This window comes from Bacillus pseudomycoides DSM 12442, assembly GCF_000161455.1.
Taxonomy (GTDB): domain Bacteria; phylum Bacillota; class Bacilli; order Bacillales; family Bacillaceae_G; genus Bacillus_A; species Bacillus_A pseudomycoides.
Window position 1 is genome coordinate 867,797 of sequence record NZ_CM000745.1, and the last position, 23,399, is coordinate 891,195.

General features: G+C 33.4%; 19 protein-coding genes and 3 pseudogenes. 15 read left to right on the forward strand and 7 right to left on the reverse strand.

Annotation, left to right across the window (positions count from 1 at the left end; genetic code table 11):
* The first annotated feature begins 138 nt into the window (after positions 1–138).
* From BPMYX0001_RS04340 to BPMYX0001_RS04355, 3 genes and pseudogenes are all read left to right on the forward strand, one after another.
* Entirely contained in the window at positions 139–618 is a 480-nt protein-coding gene (locus BPMYX0001_RS04340) for a DUF2691 family protein (protein WP_006093764.1), read from the forward strand.
* Between the two features lie 300 nt (positions 619–918).
* Positions 919–1,641: pseudogene (locus BPMYX0001_RS32220) on the forward strand (GNAT family N-acetyltransferase); the annotation flags it as partial.
* A gap of 471 nt (positions 1,642–2,112) precedes the next feature.
* A complete protein-coding gene (locus BPMYX0001_RS04355) occupies positions 2,113–2,904 on the forward strand; it encodes a phosphotransferase (RefSeq protein WP_006093767.1) in 792 nt (263 codons plus the stop codon).
* A 141-nt stretch (positions 2,905–3,045) separates the two neighbouring features.
* On the opposite strand, the gene mtnN is transcribed toward BPMYX0001_RS04355, so the two are convergent.
* Positions 3,046–3,738, reverse strand: coding sequence for a 5'-methylthioadenosine/S-adenosylhomocysteine nucleosidase (gene mtnN, locus BPMYX0001_RS04360; RefSeq protein ID WP_003202809.1), 693 nt, complete (start codon positions 3,736–3,738; stop codon positions 3,046–3,048).
* 117 nt (positions 3,739–3,855) lie between these two features.
* Here mtnN and BPMYX0001_RS04365 point away from each other — a divergent pair, with 117 nt between their 5' ends.
* Positions 3,856–4,293 carry a GNAT family N-acetyltransferase gene (locus tag BPMYX0001_RS04365; RefSeq protein ID WP_033799620.1) on the forward strand — a complete coding sequence of 146 codons (438 nt, stop codon included), beginning with the start codon at positions 3,856–3,858 and terminating at the stop codon, positions 4,291–4,293.
* Positions 4,294–4,698: 405 nt separating this feature from the next.
* On the opposite strand, the gene BPMYX0001_RS04370 is transcribed toward BPMYX0001_RS04365, so the two are convergent.
* The gene (locus BPMYX0001_RS04370; RefSeq protein ID WP_006093769.1) at positions 4,699–5,499 is read right to left on the reverse strand and encodes a hypothetical protein; all 801 of its coding nucleotides are present in this window, start codon (positions 5,497–5,499) and stop codon (positions 4,699–4,701) included.
* Positions 5,500–5,715: 216 nt separating this feature from the next.
* Here BPMYX0001_RS04370 and BPMYX0001_RS04375 point away from each other — a divergent pair, with 216 nt between their 5' ends.
* Positions 5,716–6,192 (forward strand): hypothetical protein, encoded by a 477-nt coding sequence (locus BPMYX0001_RS04375; protein ID WP_033798691.1) that lies wholly within the window; start codon positions 5,716–5,718, stop codon positions 6,190–6,192.
* 545 nt (positions 6,193–6,737) lie between these two features.
* Positions 6,738–7,235: a DM13 domain-containing protein gene (locus BPMYX0001_RS04380; RefSeq protein ID WP_003202815.1), complete on the forward strand. Its 498-nt coding sequence runs from the start codon at positions 6,738–6,740 to the stop codon at positions 7,233–7,235.
* A gap of 86 nt (positions 7,236–7,321) precedes the next feature.
* On the opposite strand, the pseudogene BPMYX0001_RS30200 reads toward BPMYX0001_RS04380, so the two are convergent.
* A pseudogene (locus BPMYX0001_RS30200) lies at positions 7,322–7,528 on the reverse strand (hypothetical protein); the annotation flags it as partial.
* A 230-nt stretch (positions 7,529–7,758) separates the two neighbouring features.
* Here BPMYX0001_RS30200 and BPMYX0001_RS04385 point away from each other — a divergent pair.
* The 4 genes from BPMYX0001_RS04385 to BPMYX0001_RS04395 all read left to right on the forward strand — a co-directional run bounded on the left by BPMYX0001_RS04385 (position 7,759) and on the right by BPMYX0001_RS04395 (position 12,974).
* Complete coding sequence (locus BPMYX0001_RS04385) at positions 7,759–9,987, forward strand: N-acetylmuramoyl-L-alanine amidase family protein (RefSeq protein WP_006093771.1); 2,229 nt, start codon at positions 7,759–7,761, stop codon at positions 9,985–9,987.
* A 220-nt stretch (positions 9,988–10,207) separates the two neighbouring features.
* Positions 10,208–10,324, forward strand: a complete 117-nt coding sequence (locus BPMYX0001_RS30205; RefSeq protein WP_018782884.1) for a YjcZ family sporulation protein — start codon at positions 10,208–10,210, stop codon at positions 10,322–10,324.
* Positions 10,325–10,811: 487 nt separating this feature from the next.
* Positions 10,812–11,981, forward strand: a complete 1,170-nt coding sequence (locus BPMYX0001_RS04390) for an MFS transporter (protein WP_006093773.1) — start codon at positions 10,812–10,814, stop codon at positions 11,979–11,981.
* Positions 11,982–12,059: 78 nt separating this feature from the next.
* Positions 12,060–12,974 carry a phosphotransferase family protein gene (locus BPMYX0001_RS04395; RefSeq protein ID WP_006093774.1) on the forward strand — a complete coding sequence of 305 codons (915 nt, stop codon included), beginning with the start codon at positions 12,060–12,062 and terminating at the stop codon, positions 12,972–12,974.
* Positions 12,975–13,210: 236 nt separating this feature from the next.
* Here the strand turns inward: BPMYX0001_RS04395 and BPMYX0001_RS04400 are convergent, their stop codons facing one another.
* Complete coding sequence (locus BPMYX0001_RS04400; RefSeq protein WP_033798692.1) at positions 13,211–14,857, reverse strand: ABC transporter substrate-binding protein; 1,647 nt, start codon at positions 14,855–14,857, stop codon at positions 13,211–13,213.
* A gap of 102 nt (positions 14,858–14,959) precedes the next feature.
* Here BPMYX0001_RS04400 and BPMYX0001_RS04405 point away from each other — a divergent pair, with 102 nt between their 5' ends.
* Both BPMYX0001_RS04405 and BPMYX0001_RS34830 read left to right on the forward strand, forming a co-directional pair.
* Positions 14,960–16,213, forward strand: a complete 1,254-nt coding sequence (locus BPMYX0001_RS04405) for an MDR family MFS transporter (protein ID WP_006093776.1) — start codon at positions 14,960–14,962, stop codon at positions 16,211–16,213.
* 131 nt (positions 16,214–16,344) lie between these two features.
* A pseudogene (locus BPMYX0001_RS34830) lies at positions 16,345–16,779 on the forward strand (transposase); the annotation flags it as partial.
* Positions 16,780–16,858: 79 nt separating this feature from the next.
* On the opposite strand, the gene BPMYX0001_RS04415 reads toward BPMYX0001_RS34830, so the two are convergent.
* Positions 16,859–17,752 (reverse strand): PspC-like choline-binding domain-containing protein, encoded by an 894-nt coding sequence (locus BPMYX0001_RS04415; RefSeq protein ID WP_006093778.1) that lies wholly within the window; start codon positions 17,750–17,752, stop codon positions 16,859–16,861.
* Between the two features lie 380 nt (positions 17,753–18,132).
* Here BPMYX0001_RS04415 and BPMYX0001_RS04420 point away from each other — a divergent pair, with 380 nt between their 5' ends.
* A complete protein-coding gene (locus BPMYX0001_RS04420; RefSeq protein WP_006093779.1) occupies positions 18,133–19,317 on the forward strand; it encodes a hypothetical protein in 1,185 nt (394 codons plus the stop codon).
* Positions 19,318–19,662: 345 nt separating this feature from the next.
* Complete coding sequence (locus BPMYX0001_RS34480; RefSeq protein WP_006093780.1) at positions 19,663–19,785, forward strand: hypothetical protein; 123 nt, start codon at positions 19,663–19,665, stop codon at positions 19,783–19,785.
* Between the two features lie 6 nt (positions 19,786–19,791).
* On the opposite strand, the gene dhaQ is transcribed toward BPMYX0001_RS34480, so the two are convergent.
* Positions 19,792–20,790: a DhaKLM operon coactivator DhaQ gene (dhaQ, locus tag BPMYX0001_RS04425; protein WP_006093781.1), complete on the reverse strand. Its 999-nt coding sequence runs from the start codon at positions 20,788–20,790 to the stop codon at positions 19,792–19,794.
* A 12-nt stretch (positions 20,791–20,802) separates the two neighbouring features.
* Positions 20,803–21,375, reverse strand: coding sequence for a dihydroxyacetone kinase transcriptional activator DhaS (gene dhaS, locus BPMYX0001_RS04430; RefSeq protein WP_018766961.1), 573 nt, complete (start codon positions 21,373–21,375; stop codon positions 20,803–20,805).
* A gap of 263 nt (positions 21,376–21,638) precedes the next feature.
* Between dhaS and dhaK the strand changes: the two genes are divergently transcribed.
* Positions 21,639–23,390 (forward strand): dihydroxyacetone kinase subunit DhaK, encoded by a 1,752-nt coding sequence (dhaK, locus tag BPMYX0001_RS30220; protein ID WP_006093783.1) that lies wholly within the window; start codon positions 21,639–21,641, stop codon positions 23,388–23,390.
* Positions 23,391–23,399: the final 9 nt, after the last annotated feature.

Below are 23,399 nucleotides of genomic sequence, written 5' to 3' on the forward strand. Positions count from 1 at the left end.
TGTTATGTTAATAAGGATGTATTTTTCTCAGTGTTTTCTTATAATTTTAATATATTAATGAAGGGGTTTGACGCGATAACAGCAAATATAAAAGATGTATTTGTAAGTATCTTAAAAAGCAAAAGGATGGAGTGAAAAATGGAGAAAATTGGTTTGTTTTTCAAAATTCCTATGGAAAAAGGCAACTTGCGAATAGAGAGCATATTAGAATTATTCATCAAAATAGAGAATTATAATTGGCACATTCCTGTAAACGATTGTTTAGTATTCACTAATAATAAATACGGTGATAACAACTTTTTAGATAACAAAGAGTTTGAAACTGGAAGTAAGTTAAAAGAAGCGTTAACGACAACAGATTTTTATCCAATATTTTTAAACCTTAGAGCGTACTTACACGAAATACCAACATTCGAAATAAGTAATACTTCAGTGAATACTATCCCTGAATTTTTAAATAGTAAATGTAGTTTAATGTTTGTAATTATAGATTGTTATGAGATAGCAGTTTTCGTAAATAATATAGAGGATTTTCCAAATATACAACAAGAAATTTTGTCACAAGGATATGAGGATTTTCGATTTATAGATAAATCTGCAAACTGGCATTTCTCCTGACTAACGCATGTGTTACCATATTTAAAGATAAATAATAAGATTGTTTTTTGTTCAGATATTCTATTAAATCTTTATTTACAGTATTTCAAATGTATACTTTTGTTCTGTATTTTGATGATATCAGGGGAATTGGGATAAAGTTAATGATTAGGGAATTTGAATATAAACTAATAATAAAAAGTTTACATTCATTTTTGCTTGAAAATATTTTTTTGAAGGTATGAGATATATTTTAACTAAAAAACTGAAAATTAAAATATTAAAATGTATAATAGAGAACAGAAGATATTGAAGAAATAAATAGAGAAATCATGGGGTTCTATATTTTGTAATGAAAGTAACCCATATTATTATGATGCAAATCATGCACATGTAAGTGTAGTAAGTTTAAATCCACAAACGATAGTAGATGAAGTAGTCCATTTCTATAAGACTAAAAATATAGTACCTAGATTTTATATATACAACTTAGATATGCAAGAAAAACTGATTTCTGAATTACAAATAAAGAATTTTGGGTTTGAAGAATTAATAAGTCCAGTCCAATTATGGAATAAGAAATTAACTAAAAAAGATAAAAATGAAAAAGTTACTATTGAAAAGGTATCTGAATTAAATTTTGAAGAAGCTTTAGATATTGAATGTAATATAAAAGAGTTAGGAGGCGAAGTTAGAAAAAAAGCTTTTCAAGATGAATTCCAACATCCAGCATTCACTCACTATCTACTTAGATACAATGGAGTAGCATGTTCCATCGCTTGTATTTTTGAACATGAAAAATAGGCCCGAATGGAAAGTGTAGCTACAATTGAAAAGTTTAGAGGTAAAGGGTTAATAGGTGAACTTATTCACTTTATTCAAAGTGAAGTAATGAATAGAGGACTAGATAATCTTTGGGTGATCCCAATTAACGAAACAGTAGAAAAAGTGTATGAAAAGTATGGATTTGAAACAGTAGAAAAAATTAAAACGGGACATGCGTTTTTAGAAGGAAAAAGCATTAAAGAAATTCACGAGGGATAGAAAAAATTAACTTATTTTGCTGAAGATAATTATTTAGTTAACCAGTGTATTGAAAGTAGACTAATATACTAAAGTTTACTTTCAAAACTAAAAAAGAGTCCTATTAATTTTAAGTAGTTCAGATAACATGGAGAAGCCGTATAAATGACAGGCTAAATCGAGTGTAAAATCACAAAGGTTTTATACTCGATTTTTTTGTTGATATGTAAAAGTTTATCCGGTTTTCACTGTTGAATTAACAAGTGCAATAGCACATCAATTATCAGGATGACCATAACCATTGTCATTTCGTTATTTTTGATGCGATTAAAGTTGCTATTTGAGGTGTTAAAAAAAAGGAATAGGAACTTTATGTTAAAATATAAAGCCAAGCAAAGTGGTTCTTGTTCCGTTAACGAGCAGGATTGTTGAACAATCGGCATTTGTTTTAAGAGTGTCTAGTTTTCTAATAATGGAGGAGGGAATTATCAGATGTCAAACTACGAAAACGAAGAAATGCTAACGGGAGGGAATGTTTCAAACGTATATCGTTCGGAAGGTACTGTTCGACGAGAATTAAAGCCAGACAGTACCAAAATTCATAAGCTATTAAATCATTTGGAAAACAAAGGTTTTAGTTATGCACCAAAGTTTTTAGGTATTGATGAAAAAGATAGAGAGATATTATCATTTATTGAAGGAGAAGCTGGTAATTATCCTTTAAAAGAATACATGTGGTCTAATGATGTTTTAAAAGAAATAGCGAAGATGCTCCGTCTTTACCATGATGCTGTGAGTGACTTTCCGTTATCAGATGATTGGAAACCAATGGATAATACTCCAAATAAAATAGAGGTTGTATGCCACAATGATTTTGCAATATACAACATTATTTTTAATCACGAAAAACCAGTAGGTATTATTGATTTTGATGTTGTTGGTCCTGGTCCAAGACTTTGGGACATAGCCTATACTCTTTATACTTGTGTCCCCTTAAGTAGAGTTTATCATACTGAAACAGGTGAGGCAGTTTATTATAATTTATTACAGCATGCCGACCGTATAAAACAAAGAGTTAAGTTGTTTTTTGAATCCTACGGTGAGGGTATGGAAGAAGATTATTTGGAGATGGTATTGCTACGATTAGAAGGGTTATGTAAATACATGAAAAGAAAAGCCAAAGAAGGCGATATAAATTTTCAAAAAATGATAGATGAAGGACATCTTGAACATTATCAAAACGATATTAAATTCATTCGTGAACATGGAAAAGAGTGGATTTAATGAAATAAGTCTTATACAAAAGTAAGGCTCAGAGTCATATAGGGACTTTGAGTTTTTTTTGCGTGTTATTTACTATGCAAATTAAAATGAAAGTAAACTAATATTTAAAAGTTTACTTTCATTTAGTGATCTTATTGAGTCCTATCTCAATAGAAACTCAATTAATAATTTACATGAATTTTTACATGCCAAGAGCTTAAATCTTTTTTGGTCTTCAATAGTTTTATTATCTGCTTGGTCGGATACAGACTTCACGCATAGGAATGGTATTTTATTAACATAAGAAACATATGAAAAAGATGCTATTTCTTGGTCAACAGCAATAGCATTATGGGTACTGCTTAAGGATAGTCTCAAAGCATCTTCTCTAATACGTTGGTCTCCCGATATAACCATCCCATTGTTGATTTTATGTTCACTGGTATTGATAGCAAAATTAAGAAAATCACTAAATATAGAATTATTGCCATCAATAATGGATGTTCTACCAGTATATAGGTCCCACACATCATCGCCTTTTCCAGCATTCGTAACATCATGTTGGAGCATTTGTCTTGCAATGACAATTTCTCCACCCTTGATGCTATCTGACAAACTTCCACAAATTCCTGTCATATATATTTCATCAGGATGAAACTCTGATATAAGTAATTGTGTACAACTAGAACAGTTTGTTTTTCCAACACCACTTATAACGGATATAATCTCTAAATTGTTAATATTATGATGATAGAATTCCCATGCGGCAATTTTACGAACTTTTCTACTCGGATATTCTTCGTGTAAATAATTTAGTTCAGGTTGCCAAGCTCCAATTATTCCTATCCTCTTCATTTTTATCCTCTCCTTTTCCGAATTATACCAAAAAGATCTTGTTTTAGGATATAATATAATCAGAATGTTAAGATGAATCGAAATATTGATATGTTAATACAAAAGGTAGGTAATTATATGATTCGTGAAGCTGAACCAAAAGACAGTAATGTAATTGAAAATTTATATAAAAAATTAGCACCGCATAGTAAAAACATTAAGGTTTTACCAGAAAGAATTGAGCAGATAAGGAATGATTCTAATAATTTCTTATTTGTTTATGAGGAAGATTGTAAAGTTAAAGGAAGTATATTTATGACTTTTTGTCTTGATCCAGGATACCAATTTAGACCATATACTGTTCTAGAGTATGTGATTGTAAATGAAGATTTTCGAGGTAATGGGATAGGTGAAAAGTTACTAAAGCATGTAGAGCAAATATCAATTGCAAGAGGATCCACAAGAATTATCTTATTAAGTAGTACAACTAGAATAGAAGCACATAAATTCTTTGCTAAAAATGGTTATAATGGAACTATAAGTAAGGGCTTCAAGAAATATATATCAATTAATTAAGTTTGATATATAAGAACCACTCTTAGCTATAGTAGTGGTTTTCTTAATTGCTTTTAAATTAATTAACACATTAAAGAAAGTCATCGTGAACAACTTAAAATAAGCATTTTGTGTCAACGATGCATAAAATTGTCGTTATGGGGATAAATCAAAACTTTAGGTTGATGGCGATGGGACGGGACCCCTTATATAACAAAGCGTCGAGATCAAAGCATTAAGTAGCTTTAGACAAAGAACAAGCCAATTTCCTTAATGTATAGAAAATTGGCTTGTTGATTAGTTACTCGTTAAAAATGCTTGTAAAGCTTCTAGAGGCTATCATATCAAAAAAAGAAAATTTTACGTTAAACAAAAACATTGTTTACCAAAAAAAAATGTTTTTGTTTAATTTCTTAATGAATTCATTCACCTGGGACTTTCTTTTTTATTTTTATGTTGTGTAACGACGGCGAGTTTATGTTTCTTTATCTCAGCAAGCTCATCAGAGGTATAACTAAAAATTCCAGATGCTTTTACTGGATTCGAAGTTATCGTTGCGAGTTTTCGCTTCTCTCCCGGTAGTGCATGAAAAAGTTTATTTAGGTCAAAAGAAGCACTACCTGGTTTTATATTTGGAAATTCCTGTTTAATATATTTTAGAGCTAAAGGACCATTCATTTGACCATTATTGTCACTTTTTAAGTAATATGTTTGCCAATTCGTCAGCGCAATACCAGTATTCCCTGCATCTAATTGTTTTTGTGTAATATAATACGTATCATGTTCATATAGATTTGAGGCATCGGGATTTAAGTCCACTATTATACCAGCTTGCTTAATCAGAAGTTGTTGACCATGTTTTATCGTTTTATATTCAACTTTCCCATCTTCATAGAAAACTTTAATTTTTTTAGAAAAGTTTTGGTTCTTATAATAATCATACACACTAATACCAAATTCTCCTTTGTTAAAAGTAGGAGCTTTGTAAGCACGGTTTTCATTGTTAGCTGTATAATCATATTTAGCACTTTGTTCTGATAAAAGAATAACAAAAGGCTCTTTTAGAAACGTATCATAGGTATCTCCAAATGTGGTAAGAGACGTTTCTCTTGTATTAACGTCTGCTTTCGCTTTATGTTTTGTAATTGGGTTGAAACTGAATAAGATTCCCATCGCTATTCCTACAGGGGAAATTTTTTTTATACTTCTCTTTATCTTTTCTTTCATGACTTTGTTCCTTACTTTCTAAATATACTGTTACCAACATGTTTAAATTAATATCGGTAAGTTTATCTTAATTTAAACCCCTTTCAAATTTCTTTCGTAATTGTTACAAAAGTCTTTCTTTGACTTTCCTTGTTTTCGTAAGAATTGTTGCTATCTTGACCATACTGATAAAAGGTTGACTTTCAACTAGTACATTGGAGTTAAAGGAGGGTTAACATGAAAGATGAATTAAGTATAAATATCTATTTAGATGAAACTGATACTCCGTTTTCAAGATATTATAGCTCAGATGATGTTCACCTAAGCTCTGACCTTGAAGATTTTCTTTTGTCAAAGCTACGCAGTGGCAAAAGAAAAGAAGTTGAAATATTTTTTTTAGGTCAGAATGATTTTGACGAAAAGTTACTGAAGACTGCCACATGTAACACTTTTTCTAACATCTTGAACGAAGAGGAATATACATATGCTAGAAATGTCAATAAGGCTATTGTTTTGTTTGTGGTTGGTATTATTGTTGGGTTGATATACTTGAAGCTTTCAAGCAATCATGCCTATATTGCAGGAGTTTTAAGCATAGTGTGTTGGGTTTTTGTTTGGTCAGGTACAGAGATTTATTTTTTTGAAAATCAGCAAATCAAACAAAATATTAGAAAATGTAAGAATGTTCTAAATTCCAACATACACAAAAAATAGAATGCTAGTAAATATTTACATTCGCGAAGCTGATTTTCGGATTCTATCTTGTACTTGGAAGTCGTGATGAAGATTAATATCGCCATACGAAGAAAGCGTTCATAAATACCTAAGACCTGGATTTAATCTGAGGTCTTATTTTTATCGCAAAAAAACAACAATCTATACAAAAAGAGCCGTGACTTTAAAGAAGTTTAACCAATATGAATGAAAAACAAGCGAATTTCAGTCTCTAATTTATGTTAACAATAATGTGTCTACTTCTTCTATATTTAACCGATGAATTTTGAAAAGGTTTTTAACGGTATGCTATGAAACGATATCAATTTGATTTTAGTTAAGAAGCAAATATGGAGAGTTAGGAGAAATTGGTGTGAGAGATCGCTCAGATGGAAAACAGGGAAGTGAATTTTGGTTTACTCTTCCCATCACATCAGAAAAAAATAAGACTGCTGAAAGACTTTTGTAATATTTATATTATAGAAATGAAAGACTTTCTTGTTACTATACCATTAAACAGTATACTACAGGAGGACTTTTACTTTATGAAAAGAAAATATGTATTGCTTATAGGAGGTTCCATAATTGTTGGGGGAATTTTATGGTCATTGTTCCGCCCCGAGAAATTATTTATTGATAAGCAAGTGAATGAAGCATTGCCACAAACAGAAATACAATCAAACAAAACAAAACAACAAGAAGAACGAGTAATAAGTACAGGTCAGTTTCAAAACGGTGTTCATGAAACAACTGGAACGGCAACGATCCATCAATTAGGGGATGGAAAACGTGTTTTACGACTTTCAAATTTTTCAACTTCTAATGGACCAGATGTTCGAGTTGTATTAGTTCCTACGAATCGTTTGAAAAATAACGAAGATGTTAAAAACCATCAGTATATTGAATTAGGAAAGTTAAAGGGAAACAAAGGAGACCAAAACTATGAAATTCCTGAAGGGATAGATGTAAGCACATACGGTTCGGTTTCTATATGGTGTAAGAGATTTAATGAAAACTTTGGTGCGGCTTATTTTGAAAAGTAAGAAAGAACATACAAATGAGGCTTGTGTACATGCCCCATGCCCATTAACTTAAGAACGAAAACAAAATAAATTTTCGTTCAAATGAACTAAAAAACTCTTAAGATACTTTTTGTCCTTAAAAATGATGCAGCTTTCTTTTGTCTTCTCACTCCATCATACGCATAGACAACACCCATAATATCAAAGACTGTTTTCTTCTCATATCGATGAGATTTCCGACCATTTTTCTGTACTAGGTGGAATAGGGGGATTAGAATCTTTGCTATTTCTTGGGTGTTTTTCTGTATAGCGGCCAAGCTGAAAAATACAGAATATCTTATAAAATTCGGAATTTTATAAGATATTAACGAAAGAGTTTTGTAACATTTCCGCAAGAAAAATGAAAGGTATTTAAACTAAGATGAACTTATAAATATTGATTTTATATTTTTAAATCAACATACGACAGTCTTTATATATTTATTTTTTACAGTGTTACATGTAAGCAATCTAGGCTAAATTTTACTAAGAGAGGACAATAAAAATGAAGAAAAAATTTAATACAATTGGAATTGGAAAGAAAGTCATTCCTACCGCAGCGGCATTAGGTATTCTTTTTTCAGTAGCTCCTATTGCAGAAAACAAGGCTAGCGCAGGGATAGGTACCGTACTCGATGTGACGATTACTTCATTAGGTATAGTGAAAGACATTTATGAAGGACTTGGAATATCTACAGGGGATCCCGACTTAACTGATTACACTGGTCCCTATGCAGAGAATGTATCTTACAGAGCTCCTAATTTTAAATCTGGGGAATTCAATATCTCTATGCATCATACGAAAAATGATTCGAATTTTACTAAGCAGATTAAAGTACTTTATCCAGATGGAAAAAGTGAAATTCATAAATTAAAATCAGGACAGCAGCTTAAGCTTACAGAAGCGGGTACCATTGTAGATCTAAATCCTGATGCAGAATCTGTGTCAGAACACAATCTTCTTTATATTACACAAGCGCAATTAGATGAAGGAAAAACGGGAGTTGCGCTTAACCAAGTTAATACTATATATGTAGAAAAAACATCTGGTCAAAATGTAATTCTTCGTGACGAATTTTATAAGAAAAAATTTGGGGAACGTTCTCTTGACGGATTTAAAGGTTTATTTACTGACCTATTCTCTTATTTAACAGAAGAAGAAAAGAAGATAGCAACATTGACTTCACATCCAGTAGGCAGAGAAGTTCTTTCTAATTATGTTATGAATAACCCTGAAGCTCGTGCGGATTTTAATAACCGGTCAACTAATATATTGGCGGAATCTACAAAAATCCTAGAGACACCTATTACACTACCATTTAGTATACTAAATGACGGTAAACCTTATCAAATTATCCCCTATAAAAAAGGGACGAATAAAGTATTGGTAAAAACAGGTTCAAAATATCTTTCAGGGAAAGAAGGAAATGCACTTCAATATTCTGATTCGATTGGTGATGATGAAGTGTTTGAACTTGTTCAGACCGGTAATTCTCATGATAATAAATTCCAATTCTATTTAAAAAACAAGAATGGAGTAAGTTTGGCTGGTAATTCTTATGTTCAACAATTTGGTACTGATTGGAGTTTCAAATCCGAAATTCGTTTCACTGCAAAAACTAACAATGAAATTCATAACTGGTTAAGAGAATGGTACCCTGGGAAAGAAAATGAGAAACAGAATTATGACGGAATAGAGTTCAGAAGTAATGATAAAGGTGATAGTTCTATATGGACTGCATATGATTCTACTGGAAAATTGATTAAAAATAGTTGGATAAACCAAGGTACGCAAAATCCCGGTTGGTATTATGCAGATGCTTCAGGAGTTCTCTTGAAGGGTTGGCAGAAAATTGAGGGGAATACGTATTATTTTAATCCGGAGTCTAACATGATGGCTTCAGGAATAAATTCACAAATTGAGGGTAAGTACTATCACTTTAATGATTCTGGTGCTTTGCAACGATCAGCATGGAGAGATAATTACTATTCTGATGCTTCTGGAGCGTTGGTTAAAGAAGGTTTGCGGGAAATCGATGGTAAAATTTATGATTTCCAAAATTACCAACCTACTAAAAATAAACTACGTTTAGAAGATCAAAAAGTCATTCTTCATTTTTCTGACAAGGGCGTGCTTGAGAGAGCTTCTGATCTGAATGGAAACGCACTAACTACTCCTACAACTGTTATTTTTAACGAGAAACAACTAGCCTTTGAGAAAAACGGTGCTATTAGAAAATCAGGAGTGACTGAAAAGAGAGCTTTCCCTCAACCGGATGGAAGCGAAAAGGATGCAATCCACTATTATAGCTTAGAAGAAGGAGCTACTTATGCTGGTTGGAAAACGATTGATGGAAAGAAATATCATTTCAAAGATGGCGCACACTATACTTTCGATGGACATGAAACCATTGACGGAAAAAGATATTATTTTAATCATGACGGAGAAGCTAAGCTAACAGGGTTCGATAAAGTTGATGGTAAGATATACCATTATGACGATAAAGGCGTAATGCAAACGGGCTGGCAAGAAATCGATGGTAAATGGTATTACTTCGATGATTCTGGAGCAGCTAAGATAGGATGGTTCTCAGTTGGTGGTGGGTATCATTTCCCTTATTACGGATACTTTACGTATTATGCTAAACAGGATGGTTCAATTTATACAGATACCAAGGTTGAAATTAACGGAAAAACCTATAAATTTGATAGCCATGGACACAAAGGCTATTAATGATACAAAAAAAGTCTATTTTTTATAAATATGACTTGCTAAATGAGACCCACACAGCCTCCAGATGCTTTCAGCATCTGGAGGATTTTTATTAACTTGATGGTGATGTGGTGCACCCATAAAGAAAAAGGACCTGCTCATATATTGTTTAAAAACATAAAGTAATGTGTATCCGTTAAAACACATGTGTATGGTCCCTCTTACTCAAGGAGGAAATGTTATGGGCTTTGGAGGTAGTTGTGGTGGTTTTGGTGGCGGATTCGCTTTACTAATTGTCCTGTTCATTCTGCTAATTATCATTGGTTGCAGTTGTTGGGGCGGCGGATTCGGTTGCTAGTAAAGAAAAGGCACTCATTGGAGTGTCTTTTCTTTATGAAAAAATCCCCACACATTGTGCAGAGATAAAGAGTGAATGTACTCATATATTACAACAATATTCCTCCACTAACAAAACAGTAAAATCTCATTATGGGGCACGGCAAGAATTCCTTCTTTTTTGAGCCACTCACTAGAGGACAGTTATATAATTATGTTTTTATATTTAATGGAAATGAAGTTATTTGAGGTCTATTAGGGGTCCTGACGTCAAAACGCGGACATCGTATATTATCAAGACCTAAATTGTAAAAGGTCATAAAAAATTAAGGGTATTACATATAAGTCATTTATAATATGTAATACCCTTTTACTTCTTTTATTTTGATTGAGAGATTAAATTATTACTTTATAAGAATTAATTATAAATATAGATAATTAAGTTGTAATTTACTCTGTTGAAGTGATGCACCTAAAATGAAGGTAACTATTATATAAGGGGTAATTTTATGAGTAATAAATTGAAATATTTATTAGGGATTAGCATTACCGGATTCGGGGATGGAATTCAACAAATTGCTTTGCTATGGTATATTTTTCATTTAACAGGACAATCAACTTCTATCGGATTAATGATTGCTATTTATTATATACCAAGTGTCATTTTAACACCTTTTGTGTCTGTTTATGTAGATCATCATGACTCTAAAAATATTGTTGTTTTAACAGATAGTATTCGATTTGTACTTGTTTTAATCATGGCGATTCTCGTTTTCATAAGATTTGAATCAGTATTTGTTTTTTACATTATGCAATTCTTATTAGCAGTTTGCTACACCGTTTACAAACCTGCATCTTCTGCATTTATTAAGGAAGCATTCTGTAATCATGATATACCATTTGTCATATCAAAAGCATCTTCATTAAATGAAGCAGCATTAATAGTGGGAACTGGTATTTCTGGGTTATTTCTAGTTGAATTTTCTTTAGCTACTAGTTTCTTTATTAATTCTGTAACATTTTTAGTTGCGGCTATTTTCTTTTCTTCCATAAAAAGAATGAACCCTAAAAAAATACAGAATACGAGAATATCCTACCTTGCAGAATTAATATCGGGATGGCATTTTATTAATCAAGCAGAAGGAATGAAATACTTACTGTTTTTATCTATTTTGAATAGCATTAGTATACAAATGACAACAACTTTATTATTACCTCTTGCAGAACAGTTTGAAGGAGGGAGCGGACTCTACTCAATATTTGAGATGGCATTTTCAGTAGGAGGGATTATGGCAGGTTTTATTGCTATCTATTTTTTAAAAAAGTTTAAACATAAAGTTATTTTTATTACGATGGTGGGTATGGCAACCTCTTCTTTTTTAATATATTTGAATGACTATAAAACAACGGCCGTTATTTGTATATTTATAATGGGACTATTTACCATGTCGCACTTGATTATTGTGCAAACGTTAATACAGTTGAATACTACAACAGAATATATTGGTAGGGTAATAGGCTTAAGAACGATTCTAGCATCATTTGTTAAGATATCATCTGCTCTATTGACTGGTATTTTAATAACTCGTATGGGAGTGAATCATATTTTGCTTTTATTTTCTATCTTAATATTGGCTAGCTTTATTACGATTGGAAATATGAAAAAACAAATGTATTAAAATGAAGGGAAATACATCTGGAAGATTAATCAGAGATGCTGTTACAGGTTGTAAATAACTTGCGAATCGGGGGATAAAATGATTAATATACGTTCGAAAACAGAAGAACTAAGAGCAAAATTAAAAACTATATTGAGTCGAGAATATAAAGAATTGGCTGTTAAGGAGTTAAAAGTAGTAGGAAATGGAGTACAAAATATTGTGTTTCGAGGAGATTCGGAAAAAGGACCTTTAGCATTTCGAGTACCGTGGGAACGTGAAGTGAAAAATATAAATGAAGAGTTGTTTAGTAGTCGACTTTCGTTACAAAAGGAAGCGGAACTTTCTAAGTTTTGTAATTCTAAAGACATTCCAGTACCAGAGATTCACGGATTGCATCTTTCTACGGAACTTGATTTTTTAATTTCAGATTACCTGGCTACTGATCATATTCCAATTTCTGCGTACAAAATAGGAGAAGTAGTTAACAAGCTTCACAGTATGCCAATTGAAGATTTAAATTACCAACATAGGACTAGAAAACCATCTAGCAAGTATATAGCTGAACGTCTCGTGAAAAGAGTAGAAGGATTTAATAAAATTACGCATTGCGATATTAAATTTCCTGATATATCAATAATCGAACAGATTCTTAAACAAGCGGATCATGTAAGGAAGTTATTACATATGGACATTCGACCAGCAAATCTAATTGGATATAATAGAGAAGTTAAGGCGTTGGTTGATTGGGATAATGCTCTAATTGGTCACCCGCTGCTAGAACTTATGAGGATAGCTGAAACTAATGAGATCGATTGGTATGAATTCACAGATGGATATCAGAATAAAGATATCTTTGAGTCTATTCCTCCTATTGTCAGCTTATTTTATCAGCTTGATACAGCGGTAATGCTTGCAAACCTGTTTATAGCGCAACTGAAAATAGAGGATAAAGGCATATTCTATAAAGAGCGTGTTAAAACACTTCATAATGAAATAGATAGATGTTTATAAGAATAAATAAAAGATGCTTTCACATAGGGGGTCCGCCACATCGCCATCAAGCTAAATGCACGAGTTATCTCAAAACAATACAAACGAGAAAAATGCACAAAATTTTCATTCTGGGGGTATTATGAGATCTTAAGTTGATGAGCATGGGGTATCTCATTTTCGTTAACTTGATGGCGATGTTTCCGTACCCCAAATAGGGTGATAATTATTACGGTGTATCAGATTTCTTGTAGCTTTTAAATTAAAGGCCTTACCCAAAGTTGAGAAAAATCCACATATCCAAAATATTTCATCCTAATATTCGTTAGATCTGATGAAAAAGGAATCTGACATTTATCATAATATAAGGGAATCATAATAGAGGATTCTATCAGTTCTTTTTCAAGGTCTTTATTTAATGAGGGCCACTTCTCAAAATGTGTAAGTTTGTATCTATCAAGGTGTTTTTTTATTGTTTCATTTGTTTTTACAATCTTAGCCAACGGTGAATATCTAGCTGTTAGAAAATAATAAAATGATATCTCTTGATTCATCTCGAATACCTCACCATGAATAAAGAGATCAACTTGTTCATTAAGTTTTTCATCTCTCAGATAGCTTTCAAAAGGAACCCATTTAACTAGAAAAGGTATATTTTCTTTTTCTAAGACATTCATTAACCACTTTGTCAGTTTTTCTGTATACTGAGTAGCTTTTATAATAAGTGGTTCTTTAAATGAGGGGCGTGATTTTTGTCGCATATCGATTTGATGATCTATTTCCTTCAAACAACTCGTAGGGTTGGGGATCTTATTAAAGTCATATTCATGGATATGATTGATATTCTTAGTAATAATATAATGTAAGTAGTTACGAACATCGATTCGTTGAATAGATGAATTACGCCAGGCATTCATAATTATAACGCCAAAGCCAGAATTTCTTTCTACTTGAAAGGTGGAAGTGTTCTCGTTGCGCTTGGAAGATTGATAAATAGTATCAAATTCTATAGGAACCTGAATGAATTCTACTGTATCTAGCAATGGTCTTTCCTGAAAATAATCATTAAATGCTATCAATGATGTCTTTTCCTGGTTATTCTCTCCTATATAAAAACCACCAGTTCCCACAATTACACCGTTATTTTCTTTATAAATGCTTGTATTTATCATACATAACATTTGTAAACAATAGCTACAACCATCCGGATAATGTATGTCAATAATTAATGGTGATACAATATCTATTTTCTCTATTGGTGCCCATAAGTCTTTATAGTATTTATGACTCCGTAGTTTTGAGAGACATAGTTTCACGTCAGTCGCTGTTAAGATGGATCCATCATGAAATTTTATGGACTTTTTTAAGTATAGTCTAAGCTTAGATTGAGTTAAATCCCAACTATGAGCTATTTCAGGAAATATGTTCCCCTTTTCATCCATATAAACAAGTCGATTGAACACGTTTGCGACAATGTGTGCACTATGTACATCGGCAGCCTCTAGTGGATGTGTTGTTAAAAAGGGCTTTCTTCTAGGAATAATTAATTTATCATCCGAATTATGTATATAGCCAAATTTTGAGTGAAACTTAGTCATCAAACGTAGTTTACTGTTTGGAGACCAATTATATAGTAAATATTTACTGCTTTTTTCAACAGGTTGTTGATCCATAATCTCCATCACTTGTGACTCATAGATTTGTTCTATATTTTTAAGCCATTGAAGAGAGGAAGTGTGTCCTCTTCCTTTTCCGGAATTGAAAATTAGCCAACCTTCATCCATCCATTTATGTAAGTAACGTACTGTTTGCTTTGTACTTAAACCTAAAAAATCTGCTAGGTCTTTTATTTTTATGTGTCCTGAAGAAAATGATCGCCATAGATCCAATAAATTTTTATCCATTTTCCTATCTCCTTCTATAAGTAGACATATTTTTCTAGATATGTCCATTTTTAGTTTGATAAGTCTAGTTTAATATAACATTAGATAAAAGGAGGAGATACTATGAATTGGAAAGACTTTGAGCAAAATATAAAAGTACGCTTAATTACATCATTTTTTAATCGTGCTGTTACATCAGCAGTAATGCCTTTCATGGCATTGTTTTTTGCTCAAGAAATAAATAAAGTATGGGCCGGGTTATTTTTAATCTCGACTGTTATTTTAAGTTTTTTTTCAAGTTTAATTGGAGGTTACATTTCCGATCGCTTTCAACGGAAGAAAGTTTTATTGTTAACTTCTTCTTCTAGTGCTGTAATGTTTTTATTAATGACCTTAAGTTTATATCCTACAGATAAGTTGATTTGGTTATTTGCAATTGCTTATGTAGGTTTTGTAATATCTAGCAGTCTTGGTCGTCCATCCATGCACGCTATCATAATAGATTCAACTACACCAGAAAATCGAAAGGCTGTTTATACAATTGACTATTGGCTCATGAATCTTTCGATGGCAATTGGTGCTGCGTTAGGTGGTTTTTTATACATTAATCACCAAAAAGAGTTATTTATATTACTAACCTTAGTTTCTGTTACACTACCAATTACCTATAAATTGTGGTTAGTTGCTGAATTTAATAATTTCTTAGAACCAAAACATGAAAATATAGTATTGGATCTAATCCAAAACTATAAAATTGCTATTCAAGATGTAGCATTTTTAAAAGTTGTAATAGGATCTACATGCATATTTGCGGCAGAGTTCTCCTTAAATAGCTATATAGGTATACGACTTTCAGAAACATTTAATACAATAAACGTGGGGAACTTTGAAATAGTAGGAGTAAGGATGCTGAGTATTCTCAACATACAAAATATGCTTTTAGTGGTATGTTTGACGTTTATTGTGAATAAATTTACAGATCGTTTAAGTGGAAAGAAGGCGTTACTCTTAGGTCTGGTTCTCTATGGTGTAGGATATGTAACAGTAACATCTGCAAACACTTGGTACGTACTTATTATTTTTAATTTTATTGCTACTGTTGGTGAACTTGTCTACTCGCCTGTCAGAAATGCAGAACAAGCTAATATGATCCCGGCTGATAAAAGAGGATCTTATTCAGCTTTTGCAGGTCTATCAGATATTGGTGCTGACCTGATTGCAAGAATTACCATTATCGTTGGTGCTTTCTTGATTCCTACGATAATGTCCGTTTACATTGGAATCATTGTGATAATTGGCACATTCCTCTTATACACTGGATTGTTCATTAGAAAAGATATTCAGTCTAAAGAAATATTGAAGAAAATATCATCATAATATAATACTTTAATAGTTATACATGGACAAAGAGGACAAAAGAGGAAGGCTTCCATACAGAACGACGCGGAAAAGGAAATGTTGGTGGCCCTTCCTCAAAACAGCTATCTTCTGATGACAAGCTAAAGAAAGCTTATTTATCTTGCGTAAAAGATAGTACGACACAAGAGATTTTAGCTTATCATGTTTCCCCTTCTTTACAAATGGCTATCGTCTATCAAACATTAGACAAATTAAAAGATAGATTAGGAGATATGATTCATCCTGAAGCACTTTTACACTCAGATCAGGGTTTTCATTACACGCACCCGGAATTTCAGCGCTGTGTAAAGGAAATGGGTATGAGACAGTCTATGTAACGTAGAGGAAACTGTCTAGATAATGCCTTAATGGAATCCTTTTTTGGTCATATGAAAGATGGATTAGACTATAAGTGTTGTCAAACGTTCCGCGCTCTTCAACTAGTAATCGAGAATTATATACAAGATTATAATTATGATCGTTATCAATGGACTCTCAAAAAAATGGCTCCGGTACAATACCGGAACCATCTTTTAAGTGCTTAATTTTTAAAGGTCTTTTTATTAAACTGTCCATTTTATAGGGCACAGTTCATATATTGGTTCTCCTCTTTTTTATGAAATCTTATCTTCTATAAATAGGCAATGTATGTTTCCCTTGAATTAGGTTCCACTCATCCGAACTTTTTAGAAGTTTAATATTTAACAATGCTTTGCCATCTACGATTTCAATATCAATTTGACCTTGTTTACCAAATTGATCAAAAATTAAAGTTGCTTTATTATTTTTGAATGTTACAGTACCGTCTATATATGCTATATCTTCAGCGTTATCGGAATAAGAAGATACACCGACAACTGCTTCGTTTTCAGAAATAGGACTAATCTTCATCATTGTGAAAGCTGGGCCGATATACGGTGGTTTCGTCGGTAGTTCTTGTTCTGACCATGTTCCTTGAACGTTGTATAGAATAGAAGTTGGTTTTGCATCAGGATTCCATGCACCGTCTTTATCGAGATAGTACCATTGTAATTGATCGTCGACAAACCATCCAGTTTTCATTGCACCGCTTTTATCAAGGAAGTACCATTTGTTTTGGTCGAGTACCCAACCCGTTTGCATAATACCCTTTGCATTTAAAAAGTACCATCTGTTTTGATCAAGAACCCATCCAGTGTGCATAGCGCCATCTTTATTTAAGTAGTACCAATCATATGGTGAGTTTTGATGCCATCCAGTTTTCATGACACCATCTTTTCCAAGAAAATACCATTTCTCACTGTCGGAAACCCATCCATACTGCATAGCGCCATCTTTATTTAAAAAATACCAATTGTTATTTGTGTTTACCCATCCTGTTGCCATTTTTCCATTTATGTAGTAATACCATGCGTGTTGTTTTTGTACCCAACCCGTTATTGGAGTAGACTGTTTATTTGTTTCTGCATAAACATGAGGTTGTATTCCGCTAAACAATATACCTGCAACAAATAACATACTAACGATTTGTTTTTTCATGATAATCTGCTCCTTTTTTAGAAAAATGCCTTTCCCTACTACTAATATATCTAACTAATAAAACAAATTCAATACTTTTATTACAAATATGTTACAAATATGTTAAAAAATATCGAAAGTATTTCTTTCTGTAAGGGTTTTATTCCTTATTATCTGTTAATAAGGAATAAAATCACCATTATCATTAGTATGCAAAGGAGTTTTAAAGTCCTTCTTGCTAGCTGTTTCTTTTCCATTCTATTATAGAAGAAAGAAATTCGTAAAAATTAGCAATGTGGTTTTGATTCTCTAGCATTTTTCATAGGAGGCTAGAAAAATTTTCTGTTAGATATTTTAAAAATGTAAGTGTATATTCTGTAAAGAAAAAGAGGAGAAATGTAATGAAGCGAATGATTGCATCAATATGTGTAGCAGGAAGCTTATTAATAGCACCTATACAAAGTTTTGCAGAAGTAAAGACAGGTGGAAATCAGCAAATTGTCGTAAAAGACGGCTGGGTGTTTGAACAAAACAATTGGTATTACTATGTGAATAATGTGCCGGCAAGCGGATGGAAAAAGATTCAGGGAACGTGGTATTACTTTGAGAGTAACGGCGTAATGAAAACAGGTTGGTATTTTGACGGAACGAATTGGTTTTATATGAATAGCAATGGTGGAATGGAGACAGGATGGAAAAAGATTCAAGGAACGTGGTATTACTTTGAGAGTAATGGCGTAATGAAAATAGATTGGTATTTTGATGGAATGAATTGGTTTTATATGAATAGCAATGGTGGAATGGAGACAGGATGGAAAAAGATTCAAGGAACGTGGTATTACTTTGAGAGTAATGGCGTAATGAAAACAGATTGGTATTTTGATGGAACGAATTGGTTTTATATGAATAGCAATGGTGGAATGGAGATTGGTTGGAATAAAATAGGCGGGGCATGGTATTACTTTGAGAATAGCGGTGTATGGGTTGCAAGCAATGATGCTGACTATTTATATACAATAGGAGAAAATCAACAGCTTATTCTTGTGACGGCAAATGATTATGGAACTAGTAAGGCAGAAATTCAAACATTCGAGAAGCGAAATAATAAATGGTATCCAGTGTATGCTGCTATGCAAGGATATATTGGACGTGATGGATTTGCTTATACAATGGCAGAAGGAGGAAAAAGTTCTCCGCGCGGTAAATATACAATTGGAACAGCTTTTGGTCGCTACGGTAATCCAGGAACAAAATTACCATATCGACAAATTACATCAAATGATGTTTGGGTGGATGATTCTAATTCACCTTTATATAACACGTGGCAGCAAAAACCAGCAAATGACCGTTGGAGCAGTGCCGAAAATATGAATATTCCTCAATATGATTATGGGTTTGTGATTAACTATAATACAGAACGAATAGCTGGAGCTGGCTCGGCGATTTTCTTCCATATTTCAGATATGTATACATACGGTTGCACAGCAACATCTCGGGAAAATGTTCTTTCTGTTTTAAGATGGTTAAATCCTGCTAAAAGTCCTGTGATTGTACAAACACCGGAGAGTGAACTGAAATATTATTAAACGAAAGAAAGTGTCCGTCAGTGGGGGACTTACTGCCCACGAATAGCGGGATTAAAGAGTGATATAAAAAAAGAAGGTGGCACGATGACATGATCCCCCTTATTGTAGACAGTAAAAAGAAAGCACATTAATCTGTTTACTATGGAGGGGATTTTTCTATGGGCAAAATTAGTGTTTATTTAGGGAAAAGAGTTTTTATTAAAATAAAGTTTTAGACCAGAAAGTTAATTTGAAATTTTGATAATGAAATGTTATGTAGACTTCATGTATATACAGTATCTAATAGTTTTATGTATCTTAAGTTGGTGTTATATTCAAGCAAAAAACGAGTAAGGAGACAGAACTATGGATAAGCAAGTTGTTATTGAGGGGCATACACCAGAATGGGCACTACAATTTAAAGAAGAACAAAGGATTCTAAACAATATAAAGGTGTTTTCACATATGGAAAACACCTTTTCAAGCTAATTGAAACTACCAGCTAGCCACCTCAACATCCGCTTTTAACCATTTTTCCCAAAGTGGATCTTCTATTTTAAGTAAGCTCAATGAAGTGCCTTGCATGTCTAAGGAGGTTAGATGGGTTCCGACTTTGACAAATCGAATATCTAATCCTTCAAGCTCACATAAACGGCGAATGTCATTTGCGAAGATATACTGTTCCATTAATGGGGTAGCGCCTAATCCATTAATCAAGATGGCAAACTTGTCTCCTTTTTTCCAGCGGTAAATACTTTTGAGCTTATTCATAAGCTCAATCGCCAATTTTTCAGAAGAAGATAACATTTCTTTCCGGTATCCTTTTTCTCCGTGGATGCCGACTCCGTAAAAGACTTCATTGTCTTGTAAGGTAAAAGAAGTCTTTCCTTGGATAGGGTCGGTTGCTGGAGAGAGCGCAACTCCTAATGTATGCAGATTCCGAATGACAGAATGGCCGATGCCTGTTAATTGTTGTAATGAATGGCCTTCAAGAGCCGCTGCTCCAAGTATTTTATGAACGAAAATCGTACCAGCTACTCCTCGTCTTCTTTTATTAAAGGAAGCATCATCTTCAATGGAAACATCGTCATTCACAATGACATGATCAACAAGTCTTCCTTCTTCTTTTGCCAAAGATTCAGCAGTTAAAAAGCTTTCCACGTCAGCTTGAAAGTTTTTAATGATTAATAGGACGCCCTTGTCTTTGGGCACAGAGCGAACTGCCGCTACTATTTGTTCTGGTGTAGGAGGGGTGAAAATTTCTCCATTGACTGCCGCTGAAAGCATGCCTTTTCCTACATAACCAATATCAGCTGGTTCATGCCCGCTACCGCCGCCGCTTATAATGGCAACATCTTGCCCAATTTCAGCAAGGTCTTTCTGATAAATGATGTTGTGTTCTTTGTTATAAGATATTCTATCGTTATGTTCAAAATAAAAACCATGCAACATATCTTGAACAATATTTTGAGCATCATTCATAATTTTTTTCATTGTTTTTCCACCTTATGATTTGTTTGCTGATTGCTTTAGTAAAAGGACTAATTGATTGTTTATCATATTTTTCATCATCGAAGACATGATAGACGGATCAATAGCGCAATGATTCTCAATCCAATCTTTTATTGTCCCAACAAATCCGTGACTATAAAAAGAGGCCAGTGTATCTTTTTTTACCTCAGAAATTGCTAATTTACAGCCAATTAATAGTTCATCGATGATTTTGAGATATAAGTTTTTCGTATGTTCAAAGAGATAATAATTAAATGAATTTTGCTCGATTACTTTAAATGCATTTCGGTAGAAGCATTGGTTTTGGTAAAAGTAATCAAATAATAGGTCGAAAATATTTTCCCATTTTTCATAATCAAGAAAGTCTATAATATTCTCTTTTGTTTCTTCTTTATAAATCCAACTTAACAATTCAAATTTATCTTTAAAGTGATAATAAAAAGTTTGCCTGCGCATCTGACAATTTAACATAATGTCACTCACGGATATTTTATGGAAAGGTTCAGTTTCCATTAATTTTTTTAATGAGTTGGCTATGATTTTTTTTGAAATGATAGAAGAGGTCATTATAATCATCCCTACAGCTTTATTCGTTTTTAATAATTAACATCCTACCTATAAATGAAGTGGGTGTCTTTAGACAAATCGTTCATTTTGTCCGTTTACCATAAAACGCTTTCATTTTATTATAGTTAATAAGAATGCGCTTTCAAATATATCATAATTCAGAAGAGAATGTACCGTGGCAGGAAAAGCAATAAAATTATGGAAGTGTGGATACGAATAGGTTTGCGAAGAGTGTAACAAAACTTACAGAGGAGGAATAAGAAATGAAAAAAATTATAAATCAACCTGAAACGCTCGTTATGGAGATGTGCAATGGGATGGTTATGGCTCATCCGGAACTCGAGTTATTAAAAAAGTATAAGGTCATTAAGAAAAAAGAAATGAACGAAAATAAGGTAACTTTAATTAGCGGTGGCGGTAGTGGACATGAACCGGCACATGCGGGGCTAGTAGGAAAAGGAATGCTGGATGCGGCAGTATGCGGAGATGTGTTTGCTTCTCCATCGCAAATACAGGTGTATCAAGCGATTAAAGCAACAGCTAGCAAAAAGGGTACGCTACTAATTATTAAGAATTACAGTGGAGATATCATGAACTTTAAAAATGGTGCTCACTTAGCTACGGAGGATGGAATTCAAGTAGAATATGTCCGCGTAGATGATGATATTGCGGTAGAAGATAGTCTTTATACAGTAGGACGTCGCGGTGTTGCGGGAGTTGTGTTAGTACATAAAATAGCCGGTGCAGCAGCGGAAGAAGGTATGGATTTGATGCAGGTGAAAGCTGTAGCGGAAAAAGCAGCGGCAAATGTTCGAACAATTGGTCTCGCATTAACTTCCTGCACGGTTCCGGCGAGTGGATCACCTACTTTCAAATTAGGTGAAGATGAAATGGAATATGGCGTTGGCATTCATGGAGAGCCAGGCAGAAAACGCGAAAAAATTATGGCTGCAGATGAATTAGCGTTACGTATGACAAATGACCTTATGAAAGATTTAGGGCTAGATGAAGATGCTGAAATTGCTGTTCTAGTAAACGGATTTGGTGGTACACCGCTTCAAGAACTGTATTTGTTTAACAATGCAGTTACGAGAGAGTTAAGTAAAAAAAATATACGAATTAATAGAGCGTTTGTCGGTAATTACATGACGAGTATCGATATGGCTGGAATTTCTCTAACAGTGATGAAACTAGACGATGAGCTGAAGACATTGCTATCGAAAGAATGTAATACACCTGCGTTTAAAGTAGATGGACCAATTGAGAGTGTAGAATACGTTGATATTGCGGAGCACGAAGAAGAGAAGCCAGTTTTCTTTGAGACGGAAACAGCTGAAGAACATGCAATCATTAAGAATGAGGTAATCACATTAAATAATATGATTTATCTTATAGATAAAATGAGCGAAGTTATTATTAAGAACGAAGTACCATTCTGCGAACTGGATACGCATGCAGGTGATGGTGATTTCGGAATGAGTGTCGCGAAAGGATTTAAACAATTAAAGCGTGAATGGAGCTCGATTTTAGATCAAGAGCATTTAAATATTGGAACTTTCCTTGATGCGTGTTCTATGGTGATTATGGAACATTGCGGAGGAGCTTCTGGTCCAATTTGGGGCGGAGCTTTCCGAGCTGCAGGTAAGGCTATGGAAGGGAAAATGGAATTAACAGTTGGAGAGTTTGCTGAAATGTTGCAAGCTGCACTTCATGGTATACAGTCTATCGGTGAGCGCTCTTTCGGAAGAGGAGCAGAAGTAGGCGATAAGACGCTTGTAGATGCGCTTGTACCTTGTGCAAATGCTTGGTCAGAAAGCGCTGCAGCTGGTACAGACTTTAAGACTGCTTTTGAAAAAGGGGCAGCGGCTGCCGTTAAAGGAGCAGAATATACAAAAGAAATCGTCGCTCGAATGGGCCGCGCTGGTACGGTTGGTGAAAGAAGCTTAGGTTATCCTGATGCTGGTGCCTATGCGCTAGGGGTTATTTTTACGGAGCTTTCTCGTAGTTTAAGATAATGGTATTTC

Coding starts and splice junctions, on each gene's coding strand:
- BPMYX0001_RS04340 (WP_006093764.1), top strand. CDS start 139: ATGGAGAAAATTGGTTTGTTTTTCAAAATTCCTATGGAAAAAGGCAAC.
- BPMYX0001_RS04355 (WP_006093767.1), top strand. CDS start 2,113: ATGTCAAACTACGAAAACGAAGAAATGCTAACGGGAGGGAATGTTTCA.
- mtnN (WP_003202809.1), bottom strand. CDS start 3,738: ATGAAGAGGATAGGAATAATTGGAGCTTGGCAACCTGAACTAAATTAT.
- BPMYX0001_RS04365 (WP_033799620.1), top strand. CDS start 3,856: ATGATTCGTGAAGCTGAACCAAAAGACAGTAATGTAATTGAAAATTTA.
- BPMYX0001_RS04370 (WP_006093769.1), bottom strand. CDS start 5,499: ATGAAAGAAAAGATAAAGAGAAGTATAAAAAAAATTTCCCCTGTAGGA.
- BPMYX0001_RS04375 (WP_033798691.1), top strand. CDS start 5,716: ATGAAAGATGAATTAAGTATAAATATCTATTTAGATGAAACTGATACT.
- BPMYX0001_RS04380 (WP_003202815.1), top strand. CDS start 6,738: ATGAAAAGAAAATATGTATTGCTTATAGGAGGTTCCATAATTGTTGGG.
- BPMYX0001_RS04385 (WP_006093771.1), top strand. CDS start 7,759: ATGAAGAAAAAATTTAATACAATTGGAATTGGAAAGAAAGTCATTCCT.
- BPMYX0001_RS30205 (WP_018782884.1), top strand. CDS start 10,208: ATGGGCTTTGGAGGTAGTTGTGGTGGTTTTGGTGGCGGATTCGCTTTA.
- BPMYX0001_RS04390 (WP_006093773.1), top strand. CDS start 10,812: ATGAGTAATAAATTGAAATATTTATTAGGGATTAGCATTACCGGATTC.
- BPMYX0001_RS04395 (WP_006093774.1), top strand. CDS start 12,060: ATGATTAATATACGTTCGAAAACAGAAGAACTAAGAGCAAAATTAAAA.
- BPMYX0001_RS04400 (WP_033798692.1), bottom strand. CDS start 14,857: ATGGATAAAAATTTATTGGATCTATGGCGATCATTTTCTTCAGGACAC.
- BPMYX0001_RS04405 (WP_006093776.1), top strand. CDS start 14,960: ATGAATTGGAAAGACTTTGAGCAAAATATAAAAGTACGCTTAATTACA.
- BPMYX0001_RS04415 (WP_006093778.1), bottom strand. CDS start 17,752: ATGAAAAAACAAATCGTTAGTATGTTATTTGTTGCAGGTATATTGTTT.
- BPMYX0001_RS04420 (WP_006093779.1), top strand. CDS start 18,133: ATGAAGCGAATGATTGCATCAATATGTGTAGCAGGAAGCTTATTAATA.
- BPMYX0001_RS34480 (WP_006093780.1), top strand. CDS start 19,663: ATGGATAAGCAAGTTGTTATTGAGGGGCATACACCAGAATGGGCACTA.
- dhaQ (WP_006093781.1), bottom strand. CDS start 20,790: ATGAAAAAAATTATGAATGATGCTCAAAATATTGTTCAAGATATGTTG.
- dhaS (WP_018766961.1), bottom strand. CDS start 21,375: ATGACCTCTTCTATCATTTCAAAAAAAATCATAGCCAACTCATTAAAA.
- dhaK (WP_006093783.1), top strand. CDS start 21,639: ATGAAAAAAATTATAAATCAACCTGAAACGCTCGTTATGGAGATGTGC.